The sequence below is a fragment of the Blastopirellula marina DSM 3645 genome, from assembly GCF_000153105.1.
Taxonomy (GTDB): domain Bacteria; phylum Planctomycetota; class Planctomycetia; order Pirellulales; family Pirellulaceae; genus Blastopirellula; species Blastopirellula marina.
The window spans coordinates 189,542-215,995 of the sequence record NZ_AANZ01000002.1; the positions used below are offsets into that span (position 1 = coordinate 189,542).

At 58.0% G+C, this 26,454-nt stretch carries 24 protein-coding genes; 15 read left to right on the top strand and 9 right to left on the bottom strand.

The window, feature by feature from the left end:
- Positions 1-137: 137 nt before the first annotated feature.
- On the top strand, positions 138-1,154 hold the full coding sequence (gene fba, locus DSM3645_RS00820; protein WP_002650067.1) for a class II fructose-bisphosphate aldolase: 1,017 nt from the start codon (positions 138-140) through the stop codon (positions 1,152-1,154).
- 121 nt (positions 1,155-1,275) lie between these two features.
- On the opposite strand, the gene DSM3645_RS00825 is transcribed toward fba, so the two are convergent.
- Positions 1,276-1,695, bottom strand: coding sequence for a dual specificity protein phosphatase family protein (locus DSM3645_RS00825; RefSeq protein ID WP_002650068.1), 420 nt, complete (start codon positions 1,693-1,695; stop codon positions 1,276-1,278).
- Between the two features lie 588 nt (positions 1,696-2,283).
- Here DSM3645_RS00825 and lepB (DSM3645_RS00830) point away from each other — a divergent pair.
- The 5 genes from lepB (DSM3645_RS00830) to DSM3645_RS00850 all read left to right on the top strand — a co-directional run bounded on the left by lepB (DSM3645_RS00830) (position 2,284) and on the right by DSM3645_RS00850 (position 7,087).
- On the top strand, positions 2,284-3,435 hold the full coding sequence (lepB, locus tag DSM3645_RS00830; protein WP_002650069.1) for a signal peptidase I: 1,152 nt from the start codon (positions 2,284-2,286) through the stop codon (positions 3,433-3,435).
- A gap of 79 nt (positions 3,436-3,514) precedes the next feature.
- Positions 3,515-5,275: a signal peptidase I gene (gene lepB, locus DSM3645_RS31680; RefSeq protein ID WP_002650070.1), complete on the top strand. Its 1,761-nt coding sequence runs from the start codon at positions 3,515-3,517 to the stop codon at positions 5,273-5,275.
- A 45-nt stretch (positions 5,276-5,320) separates the two neighbouring features.
- Positions 5,321-6,076, top strand: coding sequence for an LPS export ABC transporter ATP-binding protein (gene lptB, locus DSM3645_RS00840; protein WP_237564729.1), 756 nt, complete (start codon positions 5,321-5,323; stop codon positions 6,074-6,076).
- A gap of 74 nt (positions 6,077-6,150) precedes the next feature.
- Positions 6,151-6,546 carry a DUF5362 family protein gene (locus DSM3645_RS00845; protein WP_002650072.1) on the top strand — a complete coding sequence of 132 codons (396 nt, stop codon included), beginning with the start codon at positions 6,151-6,153 and terminating at the stop codon, positions 6,544-6,546.
- A 133-nt stretch (positions 6,547-6,679) separates the two neighbouring features.
- A complete protein-coding gene (locus tag DSM3645_RS00850; RefSeq protein WP_002650074.1) occupies positions 6,680-7,087 on the top strand; it encodes a DUF5362 domain-containing protein in 408 nt (135 codons plus the stop codon).
- Positions 7,088-7,104: 17 nt separating this feature from the next.
- Here DSM3645_RS00850 and DSM3645_RS00855 read toward each other — a convergent pair whose 3' ends face one another.
- Positions 7,105-7,863, bottom strand: a complete 759-nt coding sequence (locus tag DSM3645_RS00855; protein ID WP_002650075.1) for an SIR2 family NAD-dependent protein deacylase — start codon at positions 7,861-7,863, stop codon at positions 7,105-7,107.
- 213 nt (positions 7,864-8,076) lie between these two features.
- Between DSM3645_RS00855 and DSM3645_RS00860 the strand changes: the two genes are divergently transcribed.
- Positions 8,077-9,183 (top strand): cis-3-hydroxy-L-proline dehydratase, encoded by a 1,107-nt coding sequence (locus tag DSM3645_RS00860; protein WP_002650076.1) that lies wholly within the window; start codon positions 8,077-8,079, stop codon positions 9,181-9,183.
- A 22-nt stretch (positions 9,184-9,205) separates the two neighbouring features.
- Here DSM3645_RS00860 and DSM3645_RS00865 read toward each other — a convergent pair whose 3' ends face one another.
- Positions 9,206-9,991, bottom strand: a complete 786-nt coding sequence (locus DSM3645_RS00865; protein ID WP_002650077.1) for a class I SAM-dependent methyltransferase — start codon at positions 9,989-9,991, stop codon at positions 9,206-9,208.
- 79 nt (positions 9,992-10,070) lie between these two features.
- On the opposite strand from DSM3645_RS00865, the gene bioD reads away from it, so the two are divergent.
- The 3 genes from bioD to DSM3645_RS00880 all read left to right on the top strand — a co-directional run bounded on the left by bioD (position 10,071) and on the right by DSM3645_RS00880 (position 13,032).
- The gene (bioD, locus tag DSM3645_RS00870) at positions 10,071-10,769 is read left to right on the top strand and encodes a dethiobiotin synthase (protein ID WP_002650078.1); all 699 of its coding nucleotides are present in this window, start codon (positions 10,071-10,073) and stop codon (positions 10,767-10,769) included.
- 336 nt (positions 10,770-11,105) lie between these two features.
- On the top strand, positions 11,106-12,035 hold the full coding sequence (locus tag DSM3645_RS00875) for a DNA-methyltransferase (protein ID WP_002650079.1): 930 nt from the start codon (positions 11,106-11,108) through the stop codon (positions 12,033-12,035).
- Between the two features lie 112 nt (positions 12,036-12,147).
- Positions 12,148-13,032: a response regulator gene (locus DSM3645_RS00880; protein ID WP_002650080.1), complete on the top strand. Its 885-nt coding sequence runs from the start codon at positions 12,148-12,150 to the stop codon at positions 13,030-13,032.
- A 9-nt stretch (positions 13,033-13,041) separates the two neighbouring features.
- On the opposite strand, the gene DSM3645_RS00885 is transcribed toward DSM3645_RS00880, so the two are convergent.
- Positions 13,042-14,154 carry a fatty acid desaturase family protein gene (locus DSM3645_RS00885; RefSeq protein ID WP_002650081.1) on the bottom strand — a complete coding sequence of 371 codons (1,113 nt, stop codon included), beginning with the start codon at positions 14,152-14,154 and terminating at the stop codon, positions 13,042-13,044.
- A gap of 352 nt (positions 14,155-14,506) precedes the next feature.
- Between DSM3645_RS00885 and DSM3645_RS00890 the strand changes: the two genes are divergently transcribed.
- Positions 14,507-15,772, top strand: a complete 1,266-nt coding sequence (locus tag DSM3645_RS00890) for a beta-ketoacyl-[acyl-carrier-protein] synthase family protein (RefSeq protein WP_002650082.1) — start codon at positions 14,507-14,509, stop codon at positions 15,770-15,772.
- Here DSM3645_RS00890 and DSM3645_RS00895 read toward each other — a convergent pair.
- From DSM3645_RS00895 to DSM3645_RS00910, 4 genes are all read right to left on the bottom strand, one after another.
- Positions 15,769-16,326 (bottom strand): hypothetical protein, encoded by a 558-nt coding sequence (locus tag DSM3645_RS00895; protein WP_002650083.1) that lies wholly within the window; start codon positions 16,324-16,326, stop codon positions 15,769-15,771. The genes DSM3645_RS00890 and DSM3645_RS00895 overlap by 4 nt on opposite strands.
- A 7-nt stretch (positions 16,327-16,333) precedes the next feature.
- Positions 16,334-17,713 (bottom strand): glycerate kinase type-2 family protein, encoded by a 1,380-nt coding sequence (locus tag DSM3645_RS00900; protein WP_002650084.1) that lies wholly within the window; start codon positions 17,711-17,713, stop codon positions 16,334-16,336.
- A gap of 4 nt (positions 17,714-17,717) precedes the next feature.
- Entirely contained in the window at positions 17,718-18,350 is a 633-nt protein-coding gene (locus tag DSM3645_RS00905) for a hypothetical protein (protein WP_002650085.1), read from the bottom strand.
- A gap of 81 nt (positions 18,351-18,431) precedes the next feature.
- Entirely contained in the window at positions 18,432-21,119 is a 2,688-nt protein-coding gene (locus DSM3645_RS00910) for a hypothetical protein (RefSeq protein ID WP_002650086.1), read from the bottom strand.
- 285 nt (positions 21,120-21,404) lie between these two features.
- Here DSM3645_RS00910 and DSM3645_RS00915 point away from each other — a divergent pair, with 285 nt between their 5' ends.
- Both DSM3645_RS00915 and DSM3645_RS00920 read left to right on the top strand, forming a co-directional pair.
- Positions 21,405-21,695 carry a hypothetical protein gene (locus DSM3645_RS00915; RefSeq protein ID WP_002650087.1) on the top strand — a complete coding sequence of 97 codons (291 nt, stop codon included), beginning with the start codon at positions 21,405-21,407 and terminating at the stop codon, positions 21,693-21,695.
- Positions 21,696-21,942: 247 nt separating this feature from the next.
- Positions 21,943-23,466, top strand: coding sequence for a serine/threonine-protein kinase (locus tag DSM3645_RS00920; RefSeq protein WP_002650088.1), 1,524 nt, complete (start codon positions 21,943-21,945; stop codon positions 23,464-23,466).
- A 162-nt stretch (positions 23,467-23,628) separates the two neighbouring features.
- Here the strand turns inward: DSM3645_RS00920 and DSM3645_RS00925 are convergent, their stop codons facing one another.
- Complete coding sequence (locus DSM3645_RS00925; RefSeq protein WP_002650089.1) at positions 23,629-23,853, bottom strand: hypothetical protein; 225 nt, start codon at positions 23,851-23,853, stop codon at positions 23,629-23,631.
- Positions 23,854-24,080: 227 nt separating this feature from the next.
- On the opposite strand from DSM3645_RS00925, the gene DSM3645_RS00930 reads away from it, so the two are divergent.
- The gene (locus DSM3645_RS00930) at positions 24,081-25,631 is read left to right on the top strand and encodes a dicarboxylate/amino acid:cation symporter (RefSeq protein WP_116344343.1); all 1,551 of its coding nucleotides are present in this window, start codon (positions 24,081-24,083) and stop codon (positions 25,629-25,631) included.
- A gap of 121 nt (positions 25,632-25,752) precedes the next feature.
- Positions 25,753-26,394 (top strand): hypothetical protein, encoded by a 642-nt coding sequence (locus tag DSM3645_RS00935; RefSeq protein WP_002650091.1) that lies wholly within the window; start codon positions 25,753-25,755, stop codon positions 26,392-26,394.
- Positions 26,395-26,454: the final 60 nt, after the last annotated feature.

A 26,454-nucleotide genomic window follows, 5' to 3' on the forward strand; every position in this document is an offset into this window, starting at 1 on the left:
TGACCGAAACGCTTCTACGGTTTGATAATCGATCGCTTGCTAAACCGAAACAATTTACCGCAGGGCGCAAACCAGCGGTGATTTCGCTTCTACCGCATCCTTATTCGCGTCCTTACTGTTCTGCTGAGGAGAATTTCATGCCGCTGATTACGCTCCGCGTTCTGCTCGACCATGCCGCCGAAAACAACTACGGCGTCGCCGCTTTTAACGTCAACAACATGGAGCAAATTCAGTCGATCATGGAGGCCGCCGCGGAAACCGACAGCCCTGTGATCGTCCAAGCGTCGCGTGGCGCTCGCGCTTACTCGCAAGACAACTATCTGCGTCACTTGATGATCGCGGCTTCCGAACTCTATCCGCAGATTCCGATCGTCATGCACCAGGACCACGGCAACAGCCCTGAGACCTGCATGAGCGCCATCGAGAACGGCTTCACCTCGGTGATGATGGACGGTTCGCTGAAAGAAGATGGCAAGACCCCGGCTGACTTCGACTACAACGTCGCCGTCACCAAGAAGGTGGTCGAAATGGCGCACGCCAAAAACGTCGGCGTCGAAGGGGAACTCGGTTGCTTGGGTTCGCTCGAAAGCGGCACCGGCGAAGCCGAAGATGGTCACGGCGCCGTCGGCGAACTATCGCACGATCAGCTGCTGACCGACCCGGACGAAGCGTTTGAATTTGTCAAAGCGACCGGCGTCGACGCATTGGCCGTCGCGATCGGCACGAGCCATGGCGCTTACAAGTTCACCTCGAAGCCGACCGGCGAAGTCCTGGCGATGGACCGCATCGAAGCGATCCACAAGAAGTTGCCGAACACCCACTTGGTGATGCACGGCAGCTCGTCGGTTCCGCAAGAGCTGCAGGACATCATCAACCAGTACGGCGGCAAGATGAAGCAAACCTTCGGCGTGCCGGTCGAAGAAATCCAACGCGGCATCAAGAGCGGCGTACGCAAGATCAACGTCGACACCGACAACCGCATGGCGATCACCGGCGCCATCCGCAAGGTCCTGATGGAAAGCCCCTCGGAGTTCGATCCCCGCGCTTACATGAAGCCGGCTCGCGCGGCGATGAAGCAAGTTTGCGTCGACCGCATGACCGCCTTCGGTCAAGCCGGCATGGCCGCCAAAATGCGTGACGCCAAGCTGATCTAGGCGCCGCGACAATGCATGACCCACAGTTGTAAAACTGAGAAACGCCCTGATCTCTTGATCAGGGCGTTTTGCGTTCGAAGCGACACTATCCCACTGCGCAAGCGACGGAATGCGGTCAAAATCACCAAGCCGCATGCACCGCCTGTAAATCGCGCCACAGATGGGGCGAAACCTGCAACGGCATCCGCTCCGCCAATTCCCCGAGCACTTCATCCGGCTCGCGAGCGTGAACCATCGCCAGCGCAATCGCGGCGACCGCCGGAGAGCGACTCATCCCGGCGCTGCAAAACAGAAGCGTCGGCGACTCGTCACGCAATAGTCGAACCACGGTCGCAACCGCCAGGCGAAGCGTCGCACTGCTGTTCTCACCGCCGTCCAAAATTGGGATGCGGCAATAGATCAAATCGCGCGTCAAGGCAATCGGCGGTTCCTCGATCGCCAGATCGCAAATCGCCGCGACCCCCAAGTCATGCACGCGGCGCAGATCGCGGGCTTCGACAACGTTGGCGATCCAAAATTGCTTGGGCAGAAGTTCTTGCATAAACGATCTATTATTTCAAGTAACAAAAGAGCCCGCCCTGTGCAGGTCGGAAAGAATTGTCCCTTTACAAAGCGCACGCAATTCGGATCGACTATTCGAGGAAGATGAACCACCAAGTCGCGATCGCGATTTGGTCTCATGCTGCGCGCTGGGAGACTATTTTTACAGCCCCCAACAAAACTACAGGCCGATATTCGTCCTCCTTCAACGTCCCATCCAAACTCGATCTTTGAGGTAGGGAATCCGACATGCAACGACTTTCGCCCCTTGGGACAGTGGGACAACCTTGTCCTGTCCGGTCCAACCTTGTCCTGTCCGGTCCAACCTTGTCCGGTCCGGTCCAACCTTGTCCAGTCCGGTCCAACCTTGTCCAGTCCGGTCCAACCTTGTCCGGTCCGGTCCAACCTTGTCCAGTCCGGTCCAACCTTGTCCAGTCCGGTCCAACCTTGTCCGGTCCGGTCCAACCTTGTCCGGTCCGGTCCAACCTTGTCCGGTCCGGTCCAACCTTGTCCGGTCCGGTCCAACCACATTCCCTCGGCTTGCGCCTCGGGCTAAAGTGAAATTTGTCCGCACCCATAACTCGGTTTTATGAAACGTCTGCTCGTACTCACCGGCATCTTGATGCTCGCGTCCCTGGCCGGCGGCTATGCGTTTTTTGCGCGGGCGCCGGTTTATCGTGTGGCCGGACCGTCGATGGCTCCGGCGCTGTTGGGGCCGCATTACAATGTGACTTGTCCTACGTGTGGGCACGACTTTCCGATCGATGCGACCCGCGGACCGGTTCCGACGGCAACTTGCGACGATTGCGGCGCGATCGCGCCGGTGAAAACAGACGATATCCGCGCCGGCGATGCGTTGGAGACAATCACCGGCGAGATCGAACGCTTTGATCTGGTCATGTTTCCAGATCCTGACGACCCGCTGCAGCGCGTCGTCAAACGGGTTGTGGGACTGCCGGGCGAAACGATCGCGTGCCGCGACGGAGATTTGTGGATCGACGGCGAGCGCTATCAAAAGCGCTGGAAAGAACTGTCGCGGGTAATGATTCCTGTTTACCAGGTCGCCGACAATCTGGCCAGCGATCCGCGCATTTCCATCACCGCAGATGGCTGGATTCAGTATCACCACCAAGTTCATAGCCAGGGGATCCAGATCACAGGCGCCGCGCCGCCGTTGGATGACTATCCCTACAATCAGGGCTTGCCCGGCAAGCTGCATCCGCTCAACGAATTGATTTGCACCTTCGTAAGGACGCCAGATGGACCGATGGAGGTGGTCTTTGGTTTTGAGCAGAACGATTTTTTACTGCGCGACGATCCGCCGGGCGGCAGGACGATTTGCTATCTCAAAGGTGACGAAATTCAACCGCTTCGTGTCTCGCAATCTGCAGACTCCAACGACCTGCCGCGGCAAGAATCGGCGGTGGTGCATGCCTGCGTCTGTGATCAACTCCTGCAACTGGGAACGGGAGATCGAGGAGGCGGCGTGACCGTTCCTTACCAGCTGCAACCGGGAAATTGCACCGCCTTACCGCTGCGTATCCATCCCGGTAAAGGAAAAATAGAGTCCTTAAAAATTTTCCGCGACATTCGATACGCTGATTTTCCTGAAACCAAAATCCCCACTGACGCGTACTTCGTTTTAGGGGATAACGTCCCAGCGTCGCGCGATTCGCGGCATTTCGGCGTGATTGCGGCGAAAAACGCTCGTCGGATGGACCCCGCTAGCAAGCCGGACTAAAGTTTCTTCAGATCGGTAAATCCGGTATAGTTTCGCTTTTGGCGCCTGAACCGGGCGCTCTGTCTGATTGAGAACGTGCATGGCCCGCAAGAACCGTACGAAATCCGCGATTCCCGATGCTCCGGAATATATGCCGACGCCGAAGAAGCCGGCTGCTGCGAAGAAGTCGGCGACGGCCGACAACTTTGCGATCAGCCGAGAGTTCATCGAATCGGTCGCGATCGCGATCGTCTTAGCGCTGCTATTTCGCGCGTTTGAGGCCGAAGCCTTCGTCATTCCCACCGGTTCGATGGCGCCCACGTTGTTCGGCCGGCACAAAGATGTGCTCGATCCCGAGACCAACTACGAGTACCACGTCGGCGCAAGCGACGAAGTGAACTCGCAGACCGGGCAAGTGATCGAAGGCCGCTCGTTGATCGGCACGATTGATCCGCTCTACCACACCGTTCAAAACATCGAAGATCTGCCGTCATATCCCGGCGATCGAATCTTGGTCAGCAAATTCGCTTACGAGTTCTTCGCTCCGAAGCGCTGGGACGTGATCGTCTTCAAGCAGCCGCAAGAGCCGAACGTCAACTACATCAAGCGGTTGATCGGATTGCCGGGCGAAACCGTTCACATCTGGCACGGCGACATCTACGTCTCGGACGATCCCGCGGACGAGGTCGGCAAGATCGCGCGCAAGCCGCCGCGTAAACAACTGACGCTGCTGCAAACCGTCTATGACTCGGACTATCCGAATCCTGACTTGGAACAAGCCGGTTTTCCTGATCGGTTTGAGCCCTATCCGCTGAGCAATACTGCTTGGCGAACGACGAGCGAAGAATATACGTACGTGTGTACGCCCAGCGGCGGCGAGATCGATTGGCTGCGGTATCGGAACATCTTCCCCGGCTCGTCCGATTGGAATTCGGCCAAACATGGCCAGAAGGTCAACGCCCAGCGGGCGCGGGACGACGACAGCAGTCTGATCACCGATTTCAACGTTTACAACGCGGCCTCCTACGCGGGAACGACGGGGTTGCCGGCTCGCGATTATGGGATGCATTGGGTTGGAGACTTGGCGCTGGAAGCCGATTTGGACATCACGTCAAATTCCGGCGAGGTCATCCTGGAATTGGTCGAAGGCCGCCATAAATTCCGTTGTACGTTTGACGTGGCGACCGGCGAAGCGACGCTATCGATCGTCGGTGAAAAGATCACGTTTGACGCGGCGGACGGAAAGCCGATCACTGCGGCGACGGCGGTGCGCGGCCCCGGACAACATTCGGTTCGCTTTGCCAATTGCGACGACGAGCTGCGACTTTGGGTCGATGAGAGCCTGACCACCTTCTCGGCGCCGGCGACGTTCGTTTCGCCGCGAACATTGAATCCGTTTTGGAGCGAAGAGGATCCCGGTGATTTGCTGCCGGTCGGCCTTGGATCGCGCGGCGCCGTCTTATCGGCCAAAAGCTTGCGGATCAAGCGCGACGTCTACTACATCGCCGATTCGACGCAAACCCGCCGCGGTCGCCCTGAGACAATTCTGGACTATCATACGGCCAATGAGCGGCCGTCCGAAAACATGATCCTTGAGATCATGCGTAGTCCCAGCCAATGGAGTACGACCGACATCTTTGATATGCGGGCGCAGGTCAGCTTCACGATGGAAGACGATCAATATTTTCCGATGGGCGACAACAGCGCCGCCAGCTTTGATGGGCGACTATGGCCAATCGGTGAGCAATACGTACCCGGCGATTTGCTGATCGGCAAAGCGCTGTTCGTGTACTGGCCCCATTCGACGCACAACCCAGTTCCTTACTTCCCCAACTTTCGTCGCATGAAGTTTATCGAGTAACGTACTCGATCGCTTCTCGACGTCGCACGGATGCGCAGCGAGACCATGGAAGAGCTCATACTCTCGGCCAACGACCTCGAAAAAGTCTACGGCAAACGCAAAGTGGTCGACGGAGTCACCTTTGACGTCCGTCGCGGAGAAATCGTCGGCCTGCTCGGCTCAAACGGCGCCGGCAAGACGACCAGTTTTCGCATGACCTGCGGCATGATCGAACCGAACAAGGGGAAGGTCTATCTCAACGGCAAGAACGTCACTGACTGGCCGATGTTCAAGCGCTGCCGTGACGGCGGCATGGGATATCTGGCTCAAGATTCCAGCGTCTTCCGCAAACTAACTGTCGAGCAAAACCTGCTGGGCGTGATGGAGCTTTTGGGGATGGACGGCAAGACGCGCCGCAAACGATGCGAGGACTTGTTGACCCGGTTTGATATCACGCACATTCGCAAATCGAGGGCCGCTTCCCTCTCGGGCGGCGAACGCCGACGTCTCGAGATCGCGCGTTGCCTGGTCTCGGATCCAGAGATCATCATGCTCGACGAACCATTTACCGGGATCGATCCGGTCACGGTCGACAGCATTCAGATGATCATCAAAGAGCTGCGTCAGTGGGGGATTTCGATCCTGATTACCGACCATCAAGCAGAGAAGACGCTGGAGATTATCGATCGCTGCTACGTCGTGCATCGCGGCAAGATTCTCTGTGAAGGACGCCCAGACGAAGTCGTAAAACATCCCGATGCGATCGAGTACTACTTTGGAAATCTGCATCGAGCGTTCGACCGCTCTGGGGCTGCCGCCTAGAATATTGCAGCTTGAAATTTCAAGATTGCCGGAGAGCGCGCCGGCTGGTCCAGCGCGCGATAGTTAAACGCAATATGCAACCAAATCGCTCCGCGGATTTATCCTCGCCCACTGCGCCGGAGCCTTGTTCGATCGACGAAGAATCGCACGAGCACTTCCGACATATCCGGCCATTGGTTCGTTTGATCAGCAAAGCGAATCTCATCGCGATCCTGCTGATTCTACTCGGCGGAATCTACTGCGTTTCGATCGTCGGCCTGGTGATCGGCTGGGCGCCGATTCGCCTGGGACTGCAAATTCGCAAGTTGACGCAGCAGTTTGATGACGCGTTTCAAGCGAAGGATGCGATCTGCACGCAAACCTTGTTGGCTGAAATCGATCGGCTCGTCCGCATCGGCGACCTCGTACTCAAGACGTTGACCGTGATCGCGATAGCGGCGGTTTGCGTCGCCTGTTGGCTGAGCGCTTAACAGGCTGTCAGATTCAGCGGTCGATGCTCCGTTCTCATTTGCGAATTCAGTTGCGATCGATCACGGTTTCGGTCACGATATCCAATCGTCGCCCTGAATGCGATTTCATCTTTTGCCTTGGAAGTTCGCCGCTATGCCTGAGAATCCGTTTGCATCCCCCCTTTCATCCGACGAATCGTCTTCCGCAACCGGAGTCGGTGCGCTAGGCGTACTCGGCCTATTGCAACCGCTGAGGGAGGTCGCCGTTTGGTCAAAAGTCTTAGCCGCTTCGCTGATCCTATTCGGCGCCATGTTCATCTTGTCGATCATCGGCATCGTCATTGCCTGGCTGCCGATCTGGTCAGGAGTTCTCCTCTGGCAACACGCCAACCGGATTGCCGAAGCTCAACGATTGCAAGATACGCGTCTGATGAAAGAGGCGATCGAAAAGTTGGCGAAGTCGATCAAGATCGTGGCGATCTTTCAGGTAGTTATCATGGCGGTCTATGCACTTTATTTTCTGGTGCTTATCGTCTTTGTGATCTTGAGCGTCCTGAATTAGGTCAACCGATCGTAGAATCAGCGGCTGAGCGCCGCGTCAATCGCGACTAGCGTTGCGCCAATGCCGCCGCTCAGCTTGGCGTCGGCGATCTGGTCGAGCCCGGTCTCGTCGCGATTAAGGATCACAACGCGGCCGCCGCGACGCCGAACAGCGACCGGCAAGTCGGCCGCCGGAGTCACCACCAAGGACGAGCCGATCGCCAAGATCAAGTCGGCGTCGCTGCACCAATCGTAAGCCGTCTCCAACACGTCGGTCGGCAACATCTGACCAAACGAAACCGTCGCGTGTTTCAAACGCCCTGTCTCACAGTTGGGACAAGGAGGAACTTCGCCGGTCTCACGAAACTGGACCACCAACGGATCGATCTCAAAGCGAGCCGCACAATCCAAGCAGGTCGCTTCACGAGCCGTTCCATGCAACTCGAGCACCTGGCGACTACCGGCGATCTGGTGCAGTCCATCGATATTTTGCGTGATCAATCCGCGGGCCACGCCGTGCGCTTCCCAAGCGGCCAAGATCTGATGGCCCGCATTGGGCGCCGCGGCGGAGAACTCGACGTGCGCTTCCGACTTTTGCCGCCAATACTCGCGGCGTGCTTCTGCGGATTGGCGGAACTCGTCGAAATAGATCGTCCGATACTTGGTCCAGACGCCGCCGGGAGAGCGAAAATCGGGAATGCCGCTCTCGGTGCTGATGCCGGCGCCGGTAAACAGAACCGTCGATTCCGACTCGGCCAACCATCGGGCGACCAGTGAGATATCTTCCGCTTGACTCATAACTTCGACTCGCTTTGCTGCGGCATTGGAGATCGATCGGCGACTTGCCTAACTATTCTACCGTTTGTTCGACATCCGCCGCAGCAACTGGGTTCGTGGATCGCCCTGACACCGATTGCGTACAAGATCGAAACTTCCATCCCATCGGCGTCAGGCGGTGCTATAATCGAGAGGACGATTCCTCTCCTTATCCTTATCGCATCGAGCCGCATCATGAAGATCACATCGATCGCCGTTTACCAGGTTGACTTGCCGCTGCGAGAAGGCAACTATGCGTGGAGCGAGGGGAAAAGCGTTTCGGTCTTCGACAGCACGGTGGTGCGAATCGAAACCGACTCCGGCATCTTCGGCCATGGAGAGGTCTGCCCGCTGGGCCCTGTCTATTTGCCGGCGTACGCCGCCGGCGTGCGAACCGGCGTCGCCGAAATCGCCCCCGCGCTGATCGGCGATGATCCGACCGAATTGGGGAAGCTGAATCGCAAGATGGACTATCTGCTGAAAGGGCATCCGTATGTCAAATCAGCGCTCGACGTCGCTTGCTGGGACATCTTTGGACAAGCGGCCGGCCTGCCGATTTGCACGCTGCTCGGAGGCCGCTACGGCGAAGACTTTACGCTGTACCGCGCGATCTCACAGCGACCGGCGGCCGAGATGGCCGAGAGCGTCGCGATGTACCGCGGCGAAGGGTACCGACGTTTTCAGTTGAAAGTCGGCGGCGATCCGAACGAAGATATTTTGCGAATTTTTGAAGCGGCCGAAATGCTGGAGCCTGGCGACAAGTTGATCGCCGACGCCAACACCGGCTGGCTGAAACATGAAGCGCTGCGCGTGGTCAACGCGGTGCGTGACGTCGACGTCTATATCGAGCAGCCTTGCCCTAGTTACGAAGATTGTCGCGCGATTCGCGAGCGGACGACACTGCCGTTTATCTTGGACGAAGTGATCGATAGCGTCGACATGATCGTACGCTGCGCCGCCGATCGCGCCGCCGATGTCGTCAATCTAAAGATCAGCAAACTGGGGGGGCTCACCAAGGCGCGACAGGCCCGCGACCTGTGCGCTTCGCTCGGTCTAGCAATGACGATTGAAGATAGCTGGGGCGGAGATATCGTCACCGCGGCGATCGCACACCTGGCGCATAGCACGCCGACCGACTATCTCTTTTCGTCGACCGACTTCAACAGCTACGTCACCAAAAGCATCGCCGACGGCGCGCCGCAGCGCGACAACGGCCGCCTGGCCGCAGCCCGCGAACCAGGCCTCGGCGTGAAACCAAAGCTGGACGTGCTGGGAAAACCAGTCGCCACCTACGGCAAGTAATCGAACCCCCAGAAGAGGACGTTTACGCCGAGCACACGACGATCCATCCGCTGGCGCGGAATCCGCCGAGCAGCCAACTTGCTCGCAAGCGATTTTGCCGATTCGTCGCGAGCGGCAAGACACGATCGATCTCGAAGCCGGCGGCGCGGAGCGCTTTCAACAGTTCGCCGCGGCTGAAGACGTGCAAAAAGAAGTTGGGCACGTTCCGGTATTCATAGTATTTGTCGCCACGTTCGTGCCATTTCAATATATGGGCGCGAAACAGGTGGAGCGCCACCCAGCTGAAACCGCTCGGCTCGAACAGGTTGAACCAGAAGTTGTGCACGTGGACGACGAACTTGCCGCCTGGCTTTAAAACTCGTCGCGTGTGCTCGAGAAACCTGGCGCGATTCTCCGCGCCGTGAATCATTCCCAGTGTGCTGAACAAGCAGATCGCGTGATCCACCGAGTTGGTCTCAATCGCACTCAAGTCAACCAGGTTCGCCTGCACGCAGGTGATGTCGAGGTCGTCGATCTGCGCCTTTTCGGCCACCACGCGCAACATCTCGGCTGACAGGTCGACCGCCAACCCGCGGTTGCCGCGGCGGACCAGAGGAACCAACGCTCGAGCGGTGCCGCAGCCCAGATCGGCGACCAAGCCTGTCGGCGGAATCGACTCGGCGATGACGGCTTCGTCAAACTGAAACAGATCGCTGAACGCGAAATACTCGTCGTAATCGTCCGCTATCGCCGGCGATTCGACGTAATCCATCGTCCCCCGCGTCACGCCGGGAGGAAGCTGCCATCGAGGTTTTTGTTTGCTGGCCATGGGGCGATTATAAACGGTCCATTCCCATTTCGATCAGGGGGCGTCGCCGAGCTCCCCCCAGCTTGCTACGCTAACTTTCATGACCAACAAACCGCCGCTGGGGCTTTTTATCACCGGCAACAATACGGAAGTCGGCAAGACGTACGTCACGGCCTTGATCGCGCGGCAAATCGTCGCCGCCGGGATTCGGCTCGGCGTCTACAAACCGGCCGCGAGCGGATGTCGCCGGATCGATGGCCAATTAGTCGCCGAAGATGCGGTGCAGTTGTGGGAAGCGGCGGGCCGCCCCGGTACGCTGGAAGAGGTCTGCCCGCAAAAGTTCGCCGCGCCGCTGGCGCCCCATTTGGCGGCCCGCGCCGAAGGCAAAGAGCTGGACGCCGATCTGCTACGCAGCGGCGCCGAAGCGTGGACCGGGCGCTGTGACCTGCTGTTAGTCGAAGGCGCCGGAGGACTGATGTCGCCGTTTTCGGACGAGCAGTATGTCGCCGACCTGGCGATCGATCTCGGCTATCCGCTGATCGTGGTGGCGGCGAATCGCTTGGGGGTGATCAACGAGACGTTGCAAACGCTGATCACCGCGTCGGTGTTTCGCGGCGGCATGGAGATCGCCGGCGTGATCCTCAACGATCTGAATTCAGCGACGGAAGACGTGAGCCGCGACAGTAATTATGCCGAATTAAAACAGCGCTGCACGCCGCCGCTGCTGGCGCACGTGCCGTACGCGGCGGCGGAGTTGTCATCCGCGATCGATTGGTTAGAACTGGCGCAGACCGACTAAAGTCATGCGTGGAGATTGTGCTCCATAGCCCAAAGCCCAGGTTTTGCAGTTGCGCTATTTGGCGATTCAAGAAGAATAGAACACGGTGAAGCACGGGCAAACAGGTTCAGAATCAACCAATAATCGTAACACTAGAGCGCTGCGCAACGGGCTAATGTCCGATTGATTGAAAAAACGCAACTTCAAAAACGGCGGCGCGGTAAGCCGCTATCTCGGTGGTCGATCTTGCCGAATTCACCATCGCGCCCCCTAGCGGCAGGCTGGCGCGAATCGGCGCGCCGGTTATGATAGTGCGTACGAAATATCCGTCGCCTACTCGCCAGGAGGGCCGAAGCCTTGAAGAAGGTCGCGCTCGATAAGCTGAAAAACGTAGACTGCATTCAGGGAATGAGCAAACTGCCGGATGGGTCGGTTGATTTGGTGTTCGCCGATCCCCCGTTCAATATCGGCTTCAAGTACGACGTCTACGACGATCGTCGTTCGGCCGATGAATACCTGGAGTGGAGCCGCGCTTGGATGGAGCAAGTGGCCCGCGTCCTGAAATCGGATGGCTCGTTCTGGCTGGCGATCGGCGATGATTTCGCCGCCGAGTTGAAAGTGTTAGCGACGCGCGATCTCGGCATGCATTGCCGCAACTGGGTCGTCTGGTACTACACGTTTGGGATGCATTGCAAAGCGAAGTTCACGCGCAGTCACACGCATCTCTTTTACTTTGTGAAGGACCCCGAGAACTTCACCTTTAACGACATGTCGGTGCGCGTTCCTTCGGCGCGAATGTTGGTTTACGGCGATCGTCGCGCCAATCCCAAAGGGCGACTGCCGGACGATACCTGGGTGCTTCGTCCACAAGACATCCCCGAAAGCTTTCAAGCCGAAGAAGATACCTGGCATTTTCCGCGCGTCGCCGGCACGTTCAAAGAGCGAGCCGGCTTTCACGGATGCCAGATGCCGGAACAATTGCTCGGCCGGATCATCAAGGTTTCGAGCAGCGAGGGCGAAACGGTGCTCGATCCGTTTGCCGGCAGCGGCTCGACTTTGGTCGTCGCGAAGAAGCTAGGGCGGCGGCACCTAGGTTTTGAGATGTCGCCGGAATACGCCGCTGCGGCTCAGGCCCGGATCGACGAAGTCCAATCTGGCGATCCGCTGACCGGTTCGCCGGAACCTTCGATGAGCGCGCCCAGCACCGCCAATGGGCGGCATGTGAAGGATGTAAAGCCGCAAGGGGTGAAGCGAACGACGAAGAAGAAGGGCGCGACCAAAAAATAATGCTGCGTGAACGTCTCGTGAAGATTTGACGCGACCGCTGTTCGCAGCGCGTCGCTCAGATCCATAATCAAAGTTCTGCTTCGAATTTTGATTTCAGCCCGAGATAGATCCTATGAGCCATCTGCTCGTCGTCGACGACGCGGCGGTCGATCGTAAACTGGTCGGCGGCTTGCTCGAGAGCCAAACCAATTACCAGGTCGAGTACGCATCCAACGGGCTCGATGCGTTGGAGCAGATCGAAGCGAAACTGCCGCTAGCGGTCATTACAGATCTACAAATGCCCGAGATGGACGGGATGCAGTTGGTCACCCAAATGCGCGAGCTGTATCCAACGGTGCCGGCGATTTTGATCACCGGCTTCGGCAGTGAAGACATCGCGTTGCAAGCGCTTTTGCTGGGCGCAGCCGACTATGTCTCCAAGGATACGCTCGCACGAGAGTTGGCCCATTCGGTCGAAAGCGTGCTGCAAATCTCGGATCGAGAACGCCCGCAACAACGTTTATCCCATTGCCTGCAGTACGAAGAACTGCGCTACGAGATTGAAAACGACGTTCGTCTGGTCGCGCCGCTCGTCTCCAAGTTGCAGCAGTCGACGATCGAGATGGGAATTGTCGATCAGCATGGATCGATTCGTCTGGGCAAAGCGATCGCCGAAGCGATCCGCAACGCGATCTATCACGGCAATCTCGAAATCTCGTCGAGCCATCTCGAGCATCCCGACGAAGCGGCGGCAGTTCGTCGCGAGGAGGCGCCTTACAATCAACGTCGCGTTCACATCCGCGCCAATTTGGCGCCCGATCAGGCGCGCTTTTTGATTCGCGACGAAGGGAACGGCTTCGATCTGGGGCAACTACCCGACGTTCAGGAAGATCCTTCCCGGCTGACCCAATCCGACAAACGCGGCCTGGTGTTGATTCGTACGTTTGTCGACGAAGTGATCTTTAACGAGTCGGGGAACGAAGTCACGTTGGTGAAGATCTCGCCTGCATACTCGTAACGACAACGACTAGGCGGTCTGACGAGCGGCGCGGCGCACGGCCGCTTGCTGTCGTTCGTAGTCGCGCGAGCGCCGCCAAAGGTCGAGGATCCCCGAGATCAGCGTGACTCGGTTCGTTTGACGATACGGCGAGTCGGCCGGCAGTTCTTCCATCAGACGACGATGCGCCGCCGGCATGTTGTGATACGGCATCGAGGGGAACAGGTGATGCAACGCATGAAAACGCGTGCCGATCGGACCCCACCAAGTGGTGATCCAAGGACGGCTGGGATAATTGACCGAGTCGAGCAATTGTTCGACAAACGTCATCTCCCCTTCCTCATTGTCAAAACGATGCGCCCCCAACGTGCGGATTGCGTTGATCGTCAAGATCGTCGCGCCGGTCAGATAGCATTGAATCAGAAAGGGGAACGGATACTTGCCGACCGTGCAAACGCTGATCGCAATCGCCAAGCACCACAAGAAACAGGCGACCTCTTGAATCCGAATGATCCGCATCGCTTGAGCGGTGGGCAGCGGACGGATGTAAGTCGGATCCATCACCAACGACGACGCATGTCGCATCACCAAGCGGCGCAACGACGGACTGACCCAAGTCAGCGGCGTGAGGATCAAGTAACGAAACACGGTCACGATCGGAACGACAAAACTGCCGAGGACAAACGCGATCATCTGCCAGCGCCCGTTTTGTCCCAGCGCCAGGTATTCGCCATCTTTGTCGGTGCCGTAATGCTTGCGGCGATGATGGTCCATGTGCGGGTAATAAACGAATGAGGGCATCAAAAACGGAATGCCGACCATCAGGTTCCAAGCGATCCGAAAATAAGTGAACGAACCGCTACGAATATGAACGAGCTCGTGGATGAACATCGCCAAGCGATAGAACATCAAGCAGCTCACGATGAAGAGCCCGATTTGCTGGAGCGAGAATAGCGGCGATGGCTTCACCCCCTGGAAAGCGGTGACGCCGATGGCGAACGTAACCAGAAAGTCGGTCCAATAAATGACCGGATTCGGCTTGAATAGATCGTGGACGATCCGTCTGGCGCTGGCCAGTGAGACGTCGGGGCGAGCAGCGGCTGGTTGGTGGGAAACGGCGGTGCGCGTATCGGCGAGACTCATCGGTCAATTTCCCTCAGTGCAGCAAAATCAAATGCGAGTAATCCCAATCCCTCCTTAGAAACCCAATCCTACGCAGGGTTGAGTAGTTCGGCGAAAACTATTCATAATTAACGGCAGATGCTATGGAGCCGGCCACCAAACTTCCCGCGACCCACAAAGTCAGCATATTTTGTGTAAGAATAACAGCTATTATGGGAATTCAGGTAGCTAAGTAAAGCAGCGGGCCTTTGCGCATTTACTACAACGACGACAATCATTAGATTCCCCAAGGGGCGTCATTTTTCGCGCTCTCATCCCGATTTAACTACCTAAGACGCTTCTTATTTTTGAAAACCGGGCTTTTCGGACCCTCATGGCTGAACCTGTCGAAGTAGTAATCACCGGACTTGGCGTCGTCGCCCCCACGGGTATCGGCGCGCCCCAATTCTGGAACGCGCTGGTGCACGGCCAGAGCGGCATTGCTCCCTTGGTTCAGTTCTCCGCTCCCGGTTTCCCAGCCAATTTTGGGGGCGAGATCCGCGATTTTGACCCCAAACGCTACGTAAAACCACGCAAAAGCCTGAAAGTCATGTGCCGCGAAATCCAAACCGGATTTTCGGCCGCCGCCATGGCGATGGAACAAGCCGGGCTCGAGCCGGGAAGCGTCGACCCGGATCGCTTGGGCGTTGTCTACGGCAGCGAGATGTTCTTCTCGAACTACGACGACATGATTTCGGCCTATTCGCGCTGTCTACGCGACGGAGAATTCCGGTTCGAGAACTGGGGGGATGCGTTTACCTCCGAGATCAATCCGCTTTGGATGCTCAAGTATCTGCCCAACATGCCGGCTTGTCATGTTGGCATTTATTACGACGGTCGCGGCCACAACAACACAATTTGCAGCGACTCGATTTCGTCGCATGTCGCCTTGTCGGAAGGGGTTGCGCAAATTCGTCGAGGTCACGTCGATACGATGATCGTCGGCGGCACTGGATCACGAGTCGCGATCAACGCGTTGATGTTCCGTGGAGACGAATTGCTTTCGCGTCGCATGATTGAGCCCACCAAAGCATCTCGTCCTTTCGACATCGATCGTGACGGCTCGGTCCATGGAGAAGGAGCGGCCGCGCTGGTTTTGGAGAGCCGCGCATCAGCCGAGGCCCGAGGAGCCGAGATCCTGGCGATCGTCGCCGGCGACGCAAATCGATACGCGGCCGCCGGAAAGGGAGATCCGTTCGCAAAGTCTGCGGTCGCCAACAGCATTACGGCGGCTCTCGCCGACGCCCAACTTTCCGCGGCGGATGTTAGCGCCGTCGTCGCCCATGGGGTCAGTATGCGGAAAGACGACACCTACGAAGCGGCCGCGATCGCGGCGACGCTGGGGGACGTTCCGGTCACCGCGCCCAAAAGCATGACCGGCCATATCGGCGCCGGTTGTGGAGCGCTGGATCTGGTCACCGCGACCATGATGCTGCATGAATCGCTGATTCCACCCACTCTCAATTATGAAACGCCCGACCCGGCTTGCCCGATCAACGTCGTCGCCGGCGAAGCGAAATCGGGATCGCTGAAATCGGTCGTTTGCCTGGCGCAAAACCGCACCGGTCAAGTCACCGCGGTCGCTTTGAAGCGCGCTTAAGCTTGCGGCGCCGCCGATTCTCGCACGGCGATCTTTTCACGACCTTGCAATAACCGCCGCCGCCACCAGATCCAGATGCAAACCGCCATTCCGCCGAAGAAGCCGAACGCATAAGCGGCCAAATGGGCCCACATGTCGATCAAAAATCCTAGCTGCGCTTCTCGCCGCATCAGGCGGGCGAAATCGGGACCAGGGCGAATCGCGCCGGCACTTCCCAATAACCACGCGGTCAGCCCGGCGACGAGGGATCCGATCGCCATCACCAGCAACAGATAGCCAATCGGTCGGATCAAATCGCGAGCCGCTAGTTGGGGGCCAGGTCCCAGTCTCGCCAACATGACGGCGGGGATCGACAGAATCAAACCGACCCACCAGGTCGCTTTGACGCCCCAAGTCAGCGCCAAGATAGTTGGGTCCGTCGCACCGCCCCACACCGGCGGATGGAAGACCGTGAAATATTCAAGGCAAATTCGCGTCGTGATCATGTCATGGCAAACGCCGTACAAGATCGCCGCGGCGATGCACATCACGATGATTTTGAACGATTCCGACATCGATGTCTTACGTGCGAGATTCGGTTTCGATGCGATCGACCACCGCCACGCGCAGATCGCAAACGTTGGTGTGGGTCGGCCCCGTTTTTAACAGACGATCCAGCGGCTCAAAAAAATGATAGGCGTCATTGCGCCGCAAATAGTCATTCGCCGCGAGTTGTCGATTATTGGCCTGCTTTGCGCCGGCGGCGTCGATCCAGGCTCCAGCGGCGTCGGTCGGACCATCTTCTCCGTCGGTTCCGCCGCTGAGGATCGCGATTCCGTCCATCGGCTGAGCGGGAGAAGCCTCGCATAGTCGCTGATAGGCGGCGAGCGTCAGTTGTTGATTTCGCCCTCCCAGACCGCGCTCGGCTTCGGCCGCCAGCTGAACGACCGGCTCGCCGCCGGTGATCAAGCAGTCAGGTCCTTTGGCGTCACGCATCCGCAGCGCCATTTCGGCCAGATGGCGCCCGACTGCTTCGGCCTGGCCTTCGCTTTGACGTGCCGAGGTCATCGCGTGCGAATAGCCGCGGCGCTCGGCTTCGATGCCGGCGGCGTCGACCGCGACGGCGTTATTGCCGATCACAAAGTTGTGAACGACGCAGGTGGGCTGCGGCGCGGCCGGTTGTTGGCTCTTGAGTACTGCAACGATCGAAGCAAACTGCGGCAAGTCGCTCGCGCCGAAGTCCTGCAACACTTGCAGTGCATCCGCCGCGGTCGACGGATTGGGAATGGTCGGGCCCGACGCGATGATGTCGAGCGGATCGCCCAGCACATCCGAGATAATCAACGAGACGAGCTGCCCTGCATTGCAAGCGACGGCGAGCCCGTTCCCTTTGACACGGCTTAATTGCTTGCGCACCGTATTCAGCTGCACGATATCGGCGCCGGCGCTGCTGAGGTATTGCGTGATCGCTTGTTTGTCGGCCAGGGTGATCCCCGCGACCGGCGCGGTCAACAGCGCCGATCCTCCGCCAGAAATCAAAGCGATGCAGAGATCGCGTTCTCGCAGATTGCTGACGCGATCCAGGATCTCGCTGGTGATCTGCACGCCGGCGGCGGTCGGCGAATTGACGGCGGCTGGTCGCCCGCCGCGCAGTTCGATCCGCGACAAAGGCCGGACGCAATCTGCGGGGACGCTTAGCAAGCCGCGCAGTCGTTTGGCTTGCATTAGATCTTCGCCGAGCGCCAGCTCTAATCCGGCCGCCATTCCGGCGCCGGCCTTACCGGCGCCGACCACCAAGATGCGATCGATGGCGCTCAGATCAAGTTCGATATCGGCCAATCTGAGATAGTCGCCGATCAGCTCGACGTTGTCGCGCAGCAGTCGCTCGCTGTTGACGGCGTCGACGCCGGCTCGCCAAATCGCAAGCAGATCGGTTTGCAGCTGTGCGGCGGTTCGCTTCATCCGATTACTTCGCTCCGGCTTCGCGAATGCGAAAGATGTCGAGCCATTGCTGGGGGCGATCGACTTGAATGTGGCTGAGCGAGTTCTCTTCATCCGCGCAACAAACCAACCCGATCAAATATTGTTGAGCGGCCGACTCAAAACGTCCGGCGATAGCGCACCAAGGCGTTCCGGCGCCTTTTTCACCTGGCAACGCCGCTTCCACAAAAAAGCTTTGAGCGAAGCCGCTGGCGCTCAGTTGACCGGGCCAGCGAAAAAAATCGGGCCGATGAGAACGGACGATCTGCATCATGCCGGGGGAGAACGCTTCCATGACATTGCGGAGTTGATCCTCGTCAGGGATCGCGCGATTGCGACCCGAGGGTGCGATCACCACCGCGATAATGCGAACCGGCACATGATAGACTTCGACGCGCGGACCGATCAGCGTCCGCGGGCCCTGCGTGACTCCCCGATCGATATCGATACGGGTCAAGCTTTTGTCAGGCGGCGGAGCCGGCTGCGGGCGCAACCAGCGTAGCGCGGCGTAGCTCAGCAGCGCGATTCCGACCAACAATCCGAGCAGGATGGGATTAGGAACATAGTCGAACCACGAAGCGGTCGTTTCGGGTTCAACTTGCAAAAAGAGTACCGGCATCGGGCGATAGGACGCATCAGGTGGCGGGAATCGGAGGGAAGAAAGTAACCGTATCGTAGCTTCCCCAGCGCCGAGTGCAAACTAGCGCCGCTCTTGCAGCCAGTCGTCGTCGAGCGGCGCTTCGGCGTCGATCTGCGGAGTTGCTCGCGGTTGACGGCGGCGTTGTTCGTACAATTCGATGGTGACCTCGTCGATTGTCGCTTCGGCCAGACCGGTCATCTCGAAAGTCAGATGAATCGTGCCGGCTTCGTTGGCGGCCCGAATCAGCGAAAATTCTTGCCACTGGTCATCGGCCGCCATTTGCAGGCCCATTCGCTTGCCGCCCAGCGAATCATAGATGGTCAGCGCGTTGCGTCCAGGCGCGATTTCGGAGCGAACCTTGACCCAGCCGCGAATCAGCAGCAGTTGGCCCGGCTGTACGTCCACAACGGCCGAGTCGATCTTCAGCGGGGGCGCGTCGGCCAGCACTTGCGCCAGATTATTTTCGGCCAGAACGCCGAGACGAAGCGCGTAGTTGCCCCCTTTCACTTCGCTGCTGGTCAATTCGCATTGCAGATTGATCCCCGGCGACGGTCGCTGCGTTTGCCGCCAGCCGGTCGAAAGGAGAAAGCCGAGATCTTCCATGTCGCCGCCGGCGAGCCGGTTTGCCGAAGGCTCCATGATCGCAAGCCGTGACTGTATCTGCAAAGCGAGCGGCAATAAGTCATACGAGATCGTCAGCGGGTTGGTCACCGGTGAAAAGTATTGCGCAATGGTTCGTTCCCACTGTAGCCGCTGCACTTGTTGCAAGTTGCCCATCGCGGCGGCGATTTTCGATTCGGCCAGGGCGACGCCGCCAACTTCCAGGCCTCGTTCAGCCTGGCGCAAATCGCCCCAAGCCAAAGCAATTTGAGCTGTTGCGACTTGATCTCCGCCCCGCAGTTGAGCGGTCACGTCACGCGCCAGCGCGATAGTCTGCTGGGCGATCTCATACTGCAGTTCGGTAATCCGGCGCCCGTTCTCTTCAATTCGCCGCCGCATGTCGCGCAGCACGATCGGATCTTGCGTCAGCACAATCAACGAGACGCGTGCCCGATCGTCCAGGACCAGACGTATGCCGCCATCTTGGCGCGAGTGTCGCACCGGCTGAAGATCTGAGTTGTGCAAAAGCCAAGGTTCGCTATCGGTCGGCACGCCGGGGACCTGAATCGCAACCGGTCGTTCGGGGGTGGGCGCTACCGTAAACTGATCGCCTGCCGTGGAACGGACGACAATCAGCAGCTTGGCCGTTGGCGTAGATAACAGCGTCGCTTGAATGTTTGGATAGATGGTCGAGATCGGCCTCAATTGATCGGCGGCGGCGATCCAGGGCTCGACCAGCGCTAAACGGCGGTTGGCCAACTCAAGCGCGGCGCGACGATATTCGTTGACGGGTCGCTCGTCGGCGAGTGACGATTGGCTCGAAAAGACGAACCCCCGCGCTCCGCCGCAAGCGGACAAAAAGAGTTGTTGCTGCAACTGATCGGCTTCGATCGCGGCGGATAGCTGCGGCAGCGAAGACAACGCTTCCAGTTGACGACGAGTTTCTTCGGGAAACTCGGTTTCGATGGTGCTCCAGTGCGCGGCGGACTGCGAACAGAAGAGACTGCGTTTTTCAATCTTCTGCGGCAGATCGGCCGGCAACGCCGAGCTGCCGATCATCGGCACGTCGTGCAAAATGATGTCGGCAAAGCGACTATGCTCGTAGAGCGCGGTGGTAGGCGCCGCGAGAATCGGACGATTATCACGAGCATCGGCGCGGCGTACGTCATCGGCGGTCAGCGCGAAATCGGGAAAGTCTTCGGCTCGCTTGGAGGTCGGAATTTGCCAAGCCAAGAGACGTACATACGCGCTGTCGACGGCGCCTTGTCGGGGAGGAGGAGCAATGAAGGTCATGCCGTTGCGCTGCAAGTCGTACTGCAATCCTTCGTCCGGCTTTGTCGAGAGTCGGATCGCATTGAAGCCAAGTTGACGCAACAGCGCCAGCGGCTCTCCGTGGTAATCAATCACGCGATGCGCAAGCGGTTGCTTGTCGACCAGCAGCATATTGCCGTCACGCGTGACGACGGAACGTTGCGGCGTTCCGATTTCCTCGGCCCGCGGCGCGGTCGCTCGCAGACTGACGTTGACCGTCGACTTTTCTCCCTGCGGCGCGAGTTGGCCGGTTAGCTCCAAATCGTCGAATGCGTACTCGGTAAAACCGGGGCCGGCGTAAAAGTTGACGCCGACCACATCGATATACGCTTCGCGCGGATCGAAGGTCGGTCCATATTGGGCACGTAGCGCGGCGGTTCGTCGTTCGACTTCCGCCTTCAGATCTCCCAGCGTCAGTTGTTGCCAGCGACCTGCTTGTTGGTAGGTCGAACCGCCGAGGAACATCGTCGCGGGTACGCCGTTGGCGTCAGTGAATCGAGGAAAGACGATTCGCACCACCATTTGCGCGCCGGCGCGTTCCCCTTTGAGCCAGATCGTCGGCTTCAGGTCCGCAATCACGCTGCTATGCGGAACGGCGGCGCCAAACATCAACTTGCTGCCGGCAGTGGCTTCAAACGCGATCGTTTCGGCTCCGCGACCGCTGCGGACGACCTTTTGCGTCCGCTCGTGACGCACGACGCGAAAGTCGATATCGACGTCGAGCAATTGGAAGCTGGTCTGCGCTCCCTCGAAGTCCTCTTGGTACGACGCCTGCGCAGCGGCCGTAAAGGCCGAAATAGCGCCGACGATGACTCCAAGCAACAACGAATAACGCATGCAACAGCACGGATCGAAAAAGTGTGGCCAAAATGCAACATCGATGATGTCGCGCATAAAGTGAGCTTGTACCTGGATTTGCGCCCGATCACCAGATCAATCGCGTGGTAATTTAGCAACGTGTTGTCTGAGGACCGCAAATCGGCCATTTTTCTAAGTCGTTATGCAACAACAACTTAGAAGTCGACGTGGCGTTTTCACGGCGGTCCTGGCACGCTTGGTGCTTATAATCCCTGACGAAACCCACAGCCGCTAGTCGCCGCCAGACTTGAAGGAAGACTCACCATGAGCCAAGCACCGAAAACTGATCGCCACGAAGAAACCGCTCAAGACGAATTGCCGAAAGACTTGGTCGAACTGGCGATCGCCATCGCCCAAATGCCGGGGGATGTCCGGATGAAGCTAGAACCGATCATGAACAAAGTGATCGACAATAGCCGACGCCGACGTCGAATTTATACGCTCGTCCAAGAGGCGCTCAGCCAGCTACGGCTCGACATGAAATATCTGATGTTCGACCTCGAAGCGACCCGCCGCGAAAGAGATCAGTATAAATCGGGATCAAGTGACGATTAATACCGATCAGACTTCTTTGATTTATTGGAACTCGGCCCCGCGCCGAGTTTTTTTGTCGCGGAACTTTCGGAGAGCGTGGTAACATAAGGTTAGCCAGCCTGCCTGCAGAAGTAGCGATTCGGAACAGTCGTTTGCTTCGACGTCTTTCCTCCATTAGAGTGGGTGAGCCGGAACGGGCACTTTTCATACGATATTATACTTGTCACGCGAGAAGAGGAAAAAGGCGCTTTCTGTGCCTTAATGCGCTATGGCCGACCTGTCTGCGGAAGAATTCGCGCAGCGTGTCCTGGATTTTGGTCTGATCGAACCCTCCCAATTGGAGGCGATTTGGGGCCAACTAGGTACGCGCGAAGTTTCTCTGGGTGAATTCCAGAATGTACTGTTGCGCCGTGAGATTTTGACCAATTATCAAGTCGAACGCTTGCTAAAGGGTCTGAAGAACGGCTATTTCTACGGCAACTACAAAGTGCTGTACATGATCGGCACCGGGACATTCGCCCGGGTTTATCGAACAGTGCACAAAGACACCGGGAAAGTCGTCGCAGCCAAAGTCTTGCGCCGACGGTTTTGCGAAGATCCCAAGCGTTCGGGCCAGTTCATGCAGGAAGGGGAGCTCGGCAAAGCGCTGCGGCACCCAAATATCTGTCCGATTTACGAAGTTCACTCAGAAAGCAACCTGTACCAACAGGGGACAAACTACTTTCTGATCATCGAATTTATCGAAGGCCAGAACCTGCGCGATCTGCTCCGCATTCGCGGAAAGTTCAGCCCGACCGATGCGACCAAGCTGATGATCGACATCTGCAGCGGCTTGGCCTACGCGTCGGAACGCGGTTTGACCCATCGCGACTTGAAGCTCTCCAACGTACTGATCTCAAGTCGCGGGCGCGCCAAGTTGGTCGACTTCGGTCTGGCGGCGTTCGCCGAACAAGTTCAGGACGACGGCGCCGCGGCGAATCCACGGACGGTGGACTACGCTGGTCTCGAAATGGCGACCAATGCTCCGCGCGATGATCATCGCAGCGATATCTACTTCGCCGGCGCAATCTATTACCAAATGCTGACCGGGCACGCTCCGCTGTATGAAACGCGCGATCGGCAAAAGCGTCTAGCCGCGACGCGCTATACCAATTATGAGCCGATCGCCCGCATCGCGCCCGACCTGCCGCGTTCGGTCGCCGCGGTTGCGATGAAAGCGATGGAGTTGAACCCCGACAAGCGATATCAGTCCGCCGCGGTCATGCTGAACGACCTAAAACTGGCCGCACGTCGTCTCGAACTGGGAGATGATGGCGCCGCCGGCGAGATTCGCGCCAAGCTCGAAGCGGAAGGGGGCGGAGGCCCCGTCGCGAAGTTCATGGAAGGAATGAACAAGACGGTGATGGTCGTCGAGCAAAACCTGGAGATGCAGGACGTCCTGCGCGATCGCTTGAAAGCGTATGGTTACCGCGTGCTCGTGATCAGCAATCCCGAACGGGCCATGGCCCGCTTCGCCGAAGAGGGAGCGCGAGCCGCCGACCTTTGCTTGTTTAGCACCGTCGATCTCGGCTCGGCTGGACTCGAAGCGTTCAATCAATTTGCCAACGATCCGCATACCGCCAATATTCCGGCGATCTTGCTGCTTAAAGAACGCCAGGCCTCTTGGAAGAATGACGCCAAGTTGGGCGAGCATCGGGCCGTCATGCTAATGCCGATCAAAGTGCGGCAGCTGCGCATGCTGGTTCGCGAGCTCTTGAAAGAGCCTGCCGAAGAAGAAGTGGAAACCTCCTAACGGCCTGTTGATTTTCTCGGATCGGCTCCGATGTTGAGACTGGGCCGATCGAAGCAGAAAATCAACTGACTGCGAAGCCCAGCACGTCTACGCCGATCTCTCAAGAAATGCAAAAAGGATGGCCTAAAAGGTCATCCTTTTTTTTCGGTGCGTAGCAAGCGATCAACGTCCGTGACGGAAGTGATGGACGCGACGAACCGTGTTGCCATAGAAATGGCCAGGACGATTCGGACGAACCAACAGCGGCTGCGAGCGAATCGCTTCGCGTTGCGCCTCGGTCGTGGTGACCATGTCAAACCATGCGGCCGAGCTTTCACCGGCGCTGACCAAGCAAAAGGCCATCGCGAGAACGGCCAACAACGGAAGTTGCAGTTTTCGAAAATTCATTGGGCGTTACCTCCATAGCAAGAATGCATCGTGACTTGAAGATAAATTAGCACACAAAAAACGCGCTGTGAGGCTTTTTCACCTCGCAGCAGACCTTCTCCCAATTTACCAACTATCCCGACCGCTATAACCCAACGTCTCGGTAGACGTGTAGTTTCTCTTTAGCTTCTTCGCTATCTTTTATCAGCGACGGCGGCGATCGAACAACGGTAAACATGGGGTACGCGATGACCGCAGAAGAACAACAACAACCGAAGCAACCGTCCAGCGGAAGTTTCACCGGGCTCATTTTGATTCTGGTTGGTATCTTTGCGGGCGCCCTGCTGGGGTTGTTCTACGGCGAGACGATGTGGCGAGCCGCCCATGGTCCGACGAAAGCGGTCGAAACCCTGCAAAAAACATTGGCGCAAAAGGAAGAGTTCTCGCAGCGCGAGACCGACGCCGCCGCGGCGACGGACGATCCCCAGGCCAAAGCGAAGTTTGAGAAAGAAGCGGCCCGGTTGGCCGCCCAAGCGGTCAAGGTTGATGCGCGGCTGCAAGAAGTCCAGACGATCGCCGACGATACCGAGAAACAGCGAGCCGCCGGGCAACTGTATGTCCCCGAGACGATCTGGATGCTGACCGAGTTCTGCGGCGACGTCTTTTTGCAGATCTTGAAATTGCTGGTCATTCCGCTGGTGATCACCAGCATGATCACCGGGATCACGTCGCTGGGCGACATTCGCAAGGTCGGACGCGTCGGCGTTTATGCGATCACCTACTACTTCATCACGACCACGATCGCCGTCTTGATCGGCTTGATCCTCGTATTGGTGATCCAGCCCGGCACGAAATCGGATGATACGTTCGCTTATCAAAGCGAATCGGTCTCTGCCAAGGAGCGGGGGACGCCGGTCGAAAAACTGTTGGAAGTCGTGCGCGGCAAACCGGGCGATCCCGGCAGCGGCATGTTTCCGGCGAACATCTTTCAAGCGGCGACTTCGACCAACGTGCTGGCGCTGATTGTCTTTGCGATTATCTTTGGCTCGGCGCTCACCACGATCGGCGAAGAGGGAGAGATCGTGATTCGCTTCTTCAAAGCGGCGAACGAAGCGGTCATGAAGATGGTCCATCTCGTGATGATGATTGCGCCGGTCGGCATCTTCGGACTTGTCGCATCGAATATCGCCAAGAACGGCGGCGCCGCCGGTTTCGGCGAACAGATGCAGCGCATCGGCTGGTATGTCGCGGCGGTGACAATCGGCTTGCTCTTGCACGCCGTCGTGCTGATGGTGATCGTCTGGTACTTCGGCAACAAAAATCCGATCAAGTACGCGCTGGGGATGGCGCGAGCGCTGTTGACCGCCGTTAGCACGGCCAGCAGTTCGGCCACGCTGCCGATCACGATTGAATGCGTGGAAGAAAACAACGGCGTTTCGCCGAAAGCGGCCGGCTTCGTTTTGCCGCTGGGCGCGACGATCAACATGGATGGGACGGCGCTCTACGAAGCAATCGCCGTAATTTTTATTGCCCAAAGCCTAGGTATTCAACTCGGCGTCGGCGAGTTATTAGTTATCTTCCTAACGGCTTCGCTCGCCGCCGTTGGAGCGGCAGGCGTGCCTGAAGCGGGGCTATTTACGATGGTAATTGTCCTGCAGGCGGTTGGACTACCAACCGAAGGTGTGGGTATCATCTTGGCGATCGACTGGTTCTTGGATCGTTTGCGGACCACGGTGAATGTGTTCGGCGATTCGATTGGCGCCGCGGTAGTTGATAATCTGGTCGTCTCCCGCGCATAATGGCGAGCACACTTTTCTCTTCTCCACTCGTCTCTTATTCGCTCCTCTCCTGATCTCCGCGCGCCGGCAGGCGTGACGATCTCCTCCTTTTCGCGCTCTTCTCCACCACTAAAGACCAATCATGCACCGTCTGCTATGGGCGACGCTCGCCGTTGCTAGCGCTATTTCTATTTCGAATCCGGCTGGGGCCCAACCGAAGGAAAAGGAAGTCAAAATCCGCGACCTGCTTGGCGTTCAAGCAGAACGCCTGATTACCGTCGCCAGCGTGGCGGATCTCGATGATATTCGGATTCGCTTTGGTGACAAAACCGCGCGTGTCCGACTAGCTTCCGTTGCTCCTTTTCACGAATGGCCCGTCGCTGATAGTCCTACGTGGAGCAAGAAGCGGGACCAGTTGAAACAGCGCGTCGTCGATCGGTTAGAAGGAAATGACTTTCTCGTCCGGCTCGCAATCTGCCAGTTAGAGGGGAAGCCTCCAGCGGTTTACCTGGAAGACCGCGCGACCTACTTGATCGACCGCGAAAGCATGTGGGAAGGGCTCAAGCCGGCCCAGCGCGTCGGTTGGGCGCGCACATCGCAAAACATCGACTTGGTTTACAAAGGGCTATCGATCTACCGGCCCGAATGCAAAGCCCGGCCGTATGACCTCGAGAAACTGTTCGAAGAGGCGCAGCAAAACGCCGAGGTCTTTCGCCGTGGTCTCTGGAGCGAATACCGATTCGCCCGGGCTGTCGAATCTACCGACGCCAAAATCCCCCACTAGGGCCTGCGTCGTGACTTCTTTTTGCCTGATGAGCGAGACAATCTAGGGCCCTCTCATTGC

Coding starts and splice junctions, on each gene's coding strand:
- fba (WP_002650067.1), top strand. CDS start 138: ATGCCGCTGATTACGCTCCGCGTTCTGCTCGACCATGCCGCCGAAAAC.
- DSM3645_RS00825 (WP_002650068.1), bottom strand. CDS start 1,695: ATGCAAGAACTTCTGCCCAAGCAATTTTGGATCGCCAACGTTGTCGAA.
- lepB (WP_002650069.1), top strand. CDS start 2,284: ATGAAACGTCTGCTCGTACTCACCGGCATCTTGATGCTCGCGTCCCTG.
- lepB (WP_002650070.1), top strand. CDS start 3,515: ATGGCCCGCAAGAACCGTACGAAATCCGCGATTCCCGATGCTCCGGAA.
- lptB (WP_237564729.1), top strand. CDS start 5,321: ATGGAAGAGCTCATACTCTCGGCCAACGACCTCGAAAAAGTCTACGGC.
- DSM3645_RS00845 (WP_002650072.1), top strand. CDS start 6,151: ATGCAACCAAATCGCTCCGCGGATTTATCCTCGCCCACTGCGCCGGAG.
- DSM3645_RS00850 (WP_002650074.1), top strand. CDS start 6,680: ATGCCTGAGAATCCGTTTGCATCCCCCCTTTCATCCGACGAATCGTCT.
- DSM3645_RS00855 (WP_002650075.1), bottom strand. CDS start 7,863: ATGAGTCAAGCGGAAGATATCTCACTGGTCGCCCGATGGTTGGCCGAG.
- DSM3645_RS00860 (WP_002650076.1), top strand. CDS start 8,077: ATGAAGATCACATCGATCGCCGTTTACCAGGTTGACTTGCCGCTGCGA.
- DSM3645_RS00865 (WP_002650077.1), bottom strand. CDS start 9,991: ATGGCCAGCAAACAAAAACCTCGATGGCAGCTTCCTCCCGGCGTGACG.
- bioD (WP_002650078.1), top strand. CDS start 10,071: ATGACCAACAAACCGCCGCTGGGGCTTTTTATCACCGGCAACAATACG.
- DSM3645_RS00880 (WP_002650080.1), top strand. CDS start 12,148: ATGAGCCATCTGCTCGTCGTCGACGACGCGGCGGTCGATCGTAAACTG.
- DSM3645_RS00885 (WP_002650081.1), bottom strand. CDS start 14,154: ATGAGTCTCGCCGATACGCGCACCGCCGTTTCCCACCAACCAGCCGCT.
- DSM3645_RS00890 (WP_002650082.1), top strand. CDS start 14,507: ATGGCTGAACCTGTCGAAGTAGTAATCACCGGACTTGGCGTCGTCGCC.
- DSM3645_RS00895 (WP_002650083.1), bottom strand. CDS start 16,326: ATGTCGGAATCGTTCAAAATCATCGTGATGTGCATCGCCGCGGCGATC.
- DSM3645_RS00900 (WP_002650084.1), bottom strand. CDS start 17,713: ATGAAGCGAACCGCCGCACAGCTGCAAACCGATCTGCTTGCGATTTGG.
- DSM3645_RS00905 (WP_002650085.1), bottom strand. CDS start 18,350: ATGCCGGTACTCTTTTTGCAAGTTGAACCCGAAACGACCGCTTCGTGG.
- DSM3645_RS00910 (WP_002650086.1), bottom strand. CDS start 21,119: ATGCGTTATTCGTTGTTGCTTGGAGTCATCGTCGGCGCTATTTCGGCC.
- DSM3645_RS00915 (WP_002650087.1), top strand. CDS start 21,405: ATGAGCCAAGCACCGAAAACTGATCGCCACGAAGAAACCGCTCAAGAC.
- DSM3645_RS00920 (WP_002650088.1), top strand. CDS start 21,943: ATGGCCGACCTGTCTGCGGAAGAATTCGCGCAGCGTGTCCTGGATTTT.
- DSM3645_RS00925 (WP_002650089.1), bottom strand. CDS start 23,853: ATGAATTTTCGAAAACTGCAACTTCCGTTGTTGGCCGTTCTCGCGATG.
- DSM3645_RS00930 (WP_116344343.1), top strand. CDS start 24,081: ATGACCGCAGAAGAACAACAACAACCGAAGCAACCGTCCAGCGGAAGT.
- DSM3645_RS00935 (WP_002650091.1), top strand. CDS start 25,753: ATGCACCGTCTGCTATGGGCGACGCTCGCCGTTGCTAGCGCTATTTCT.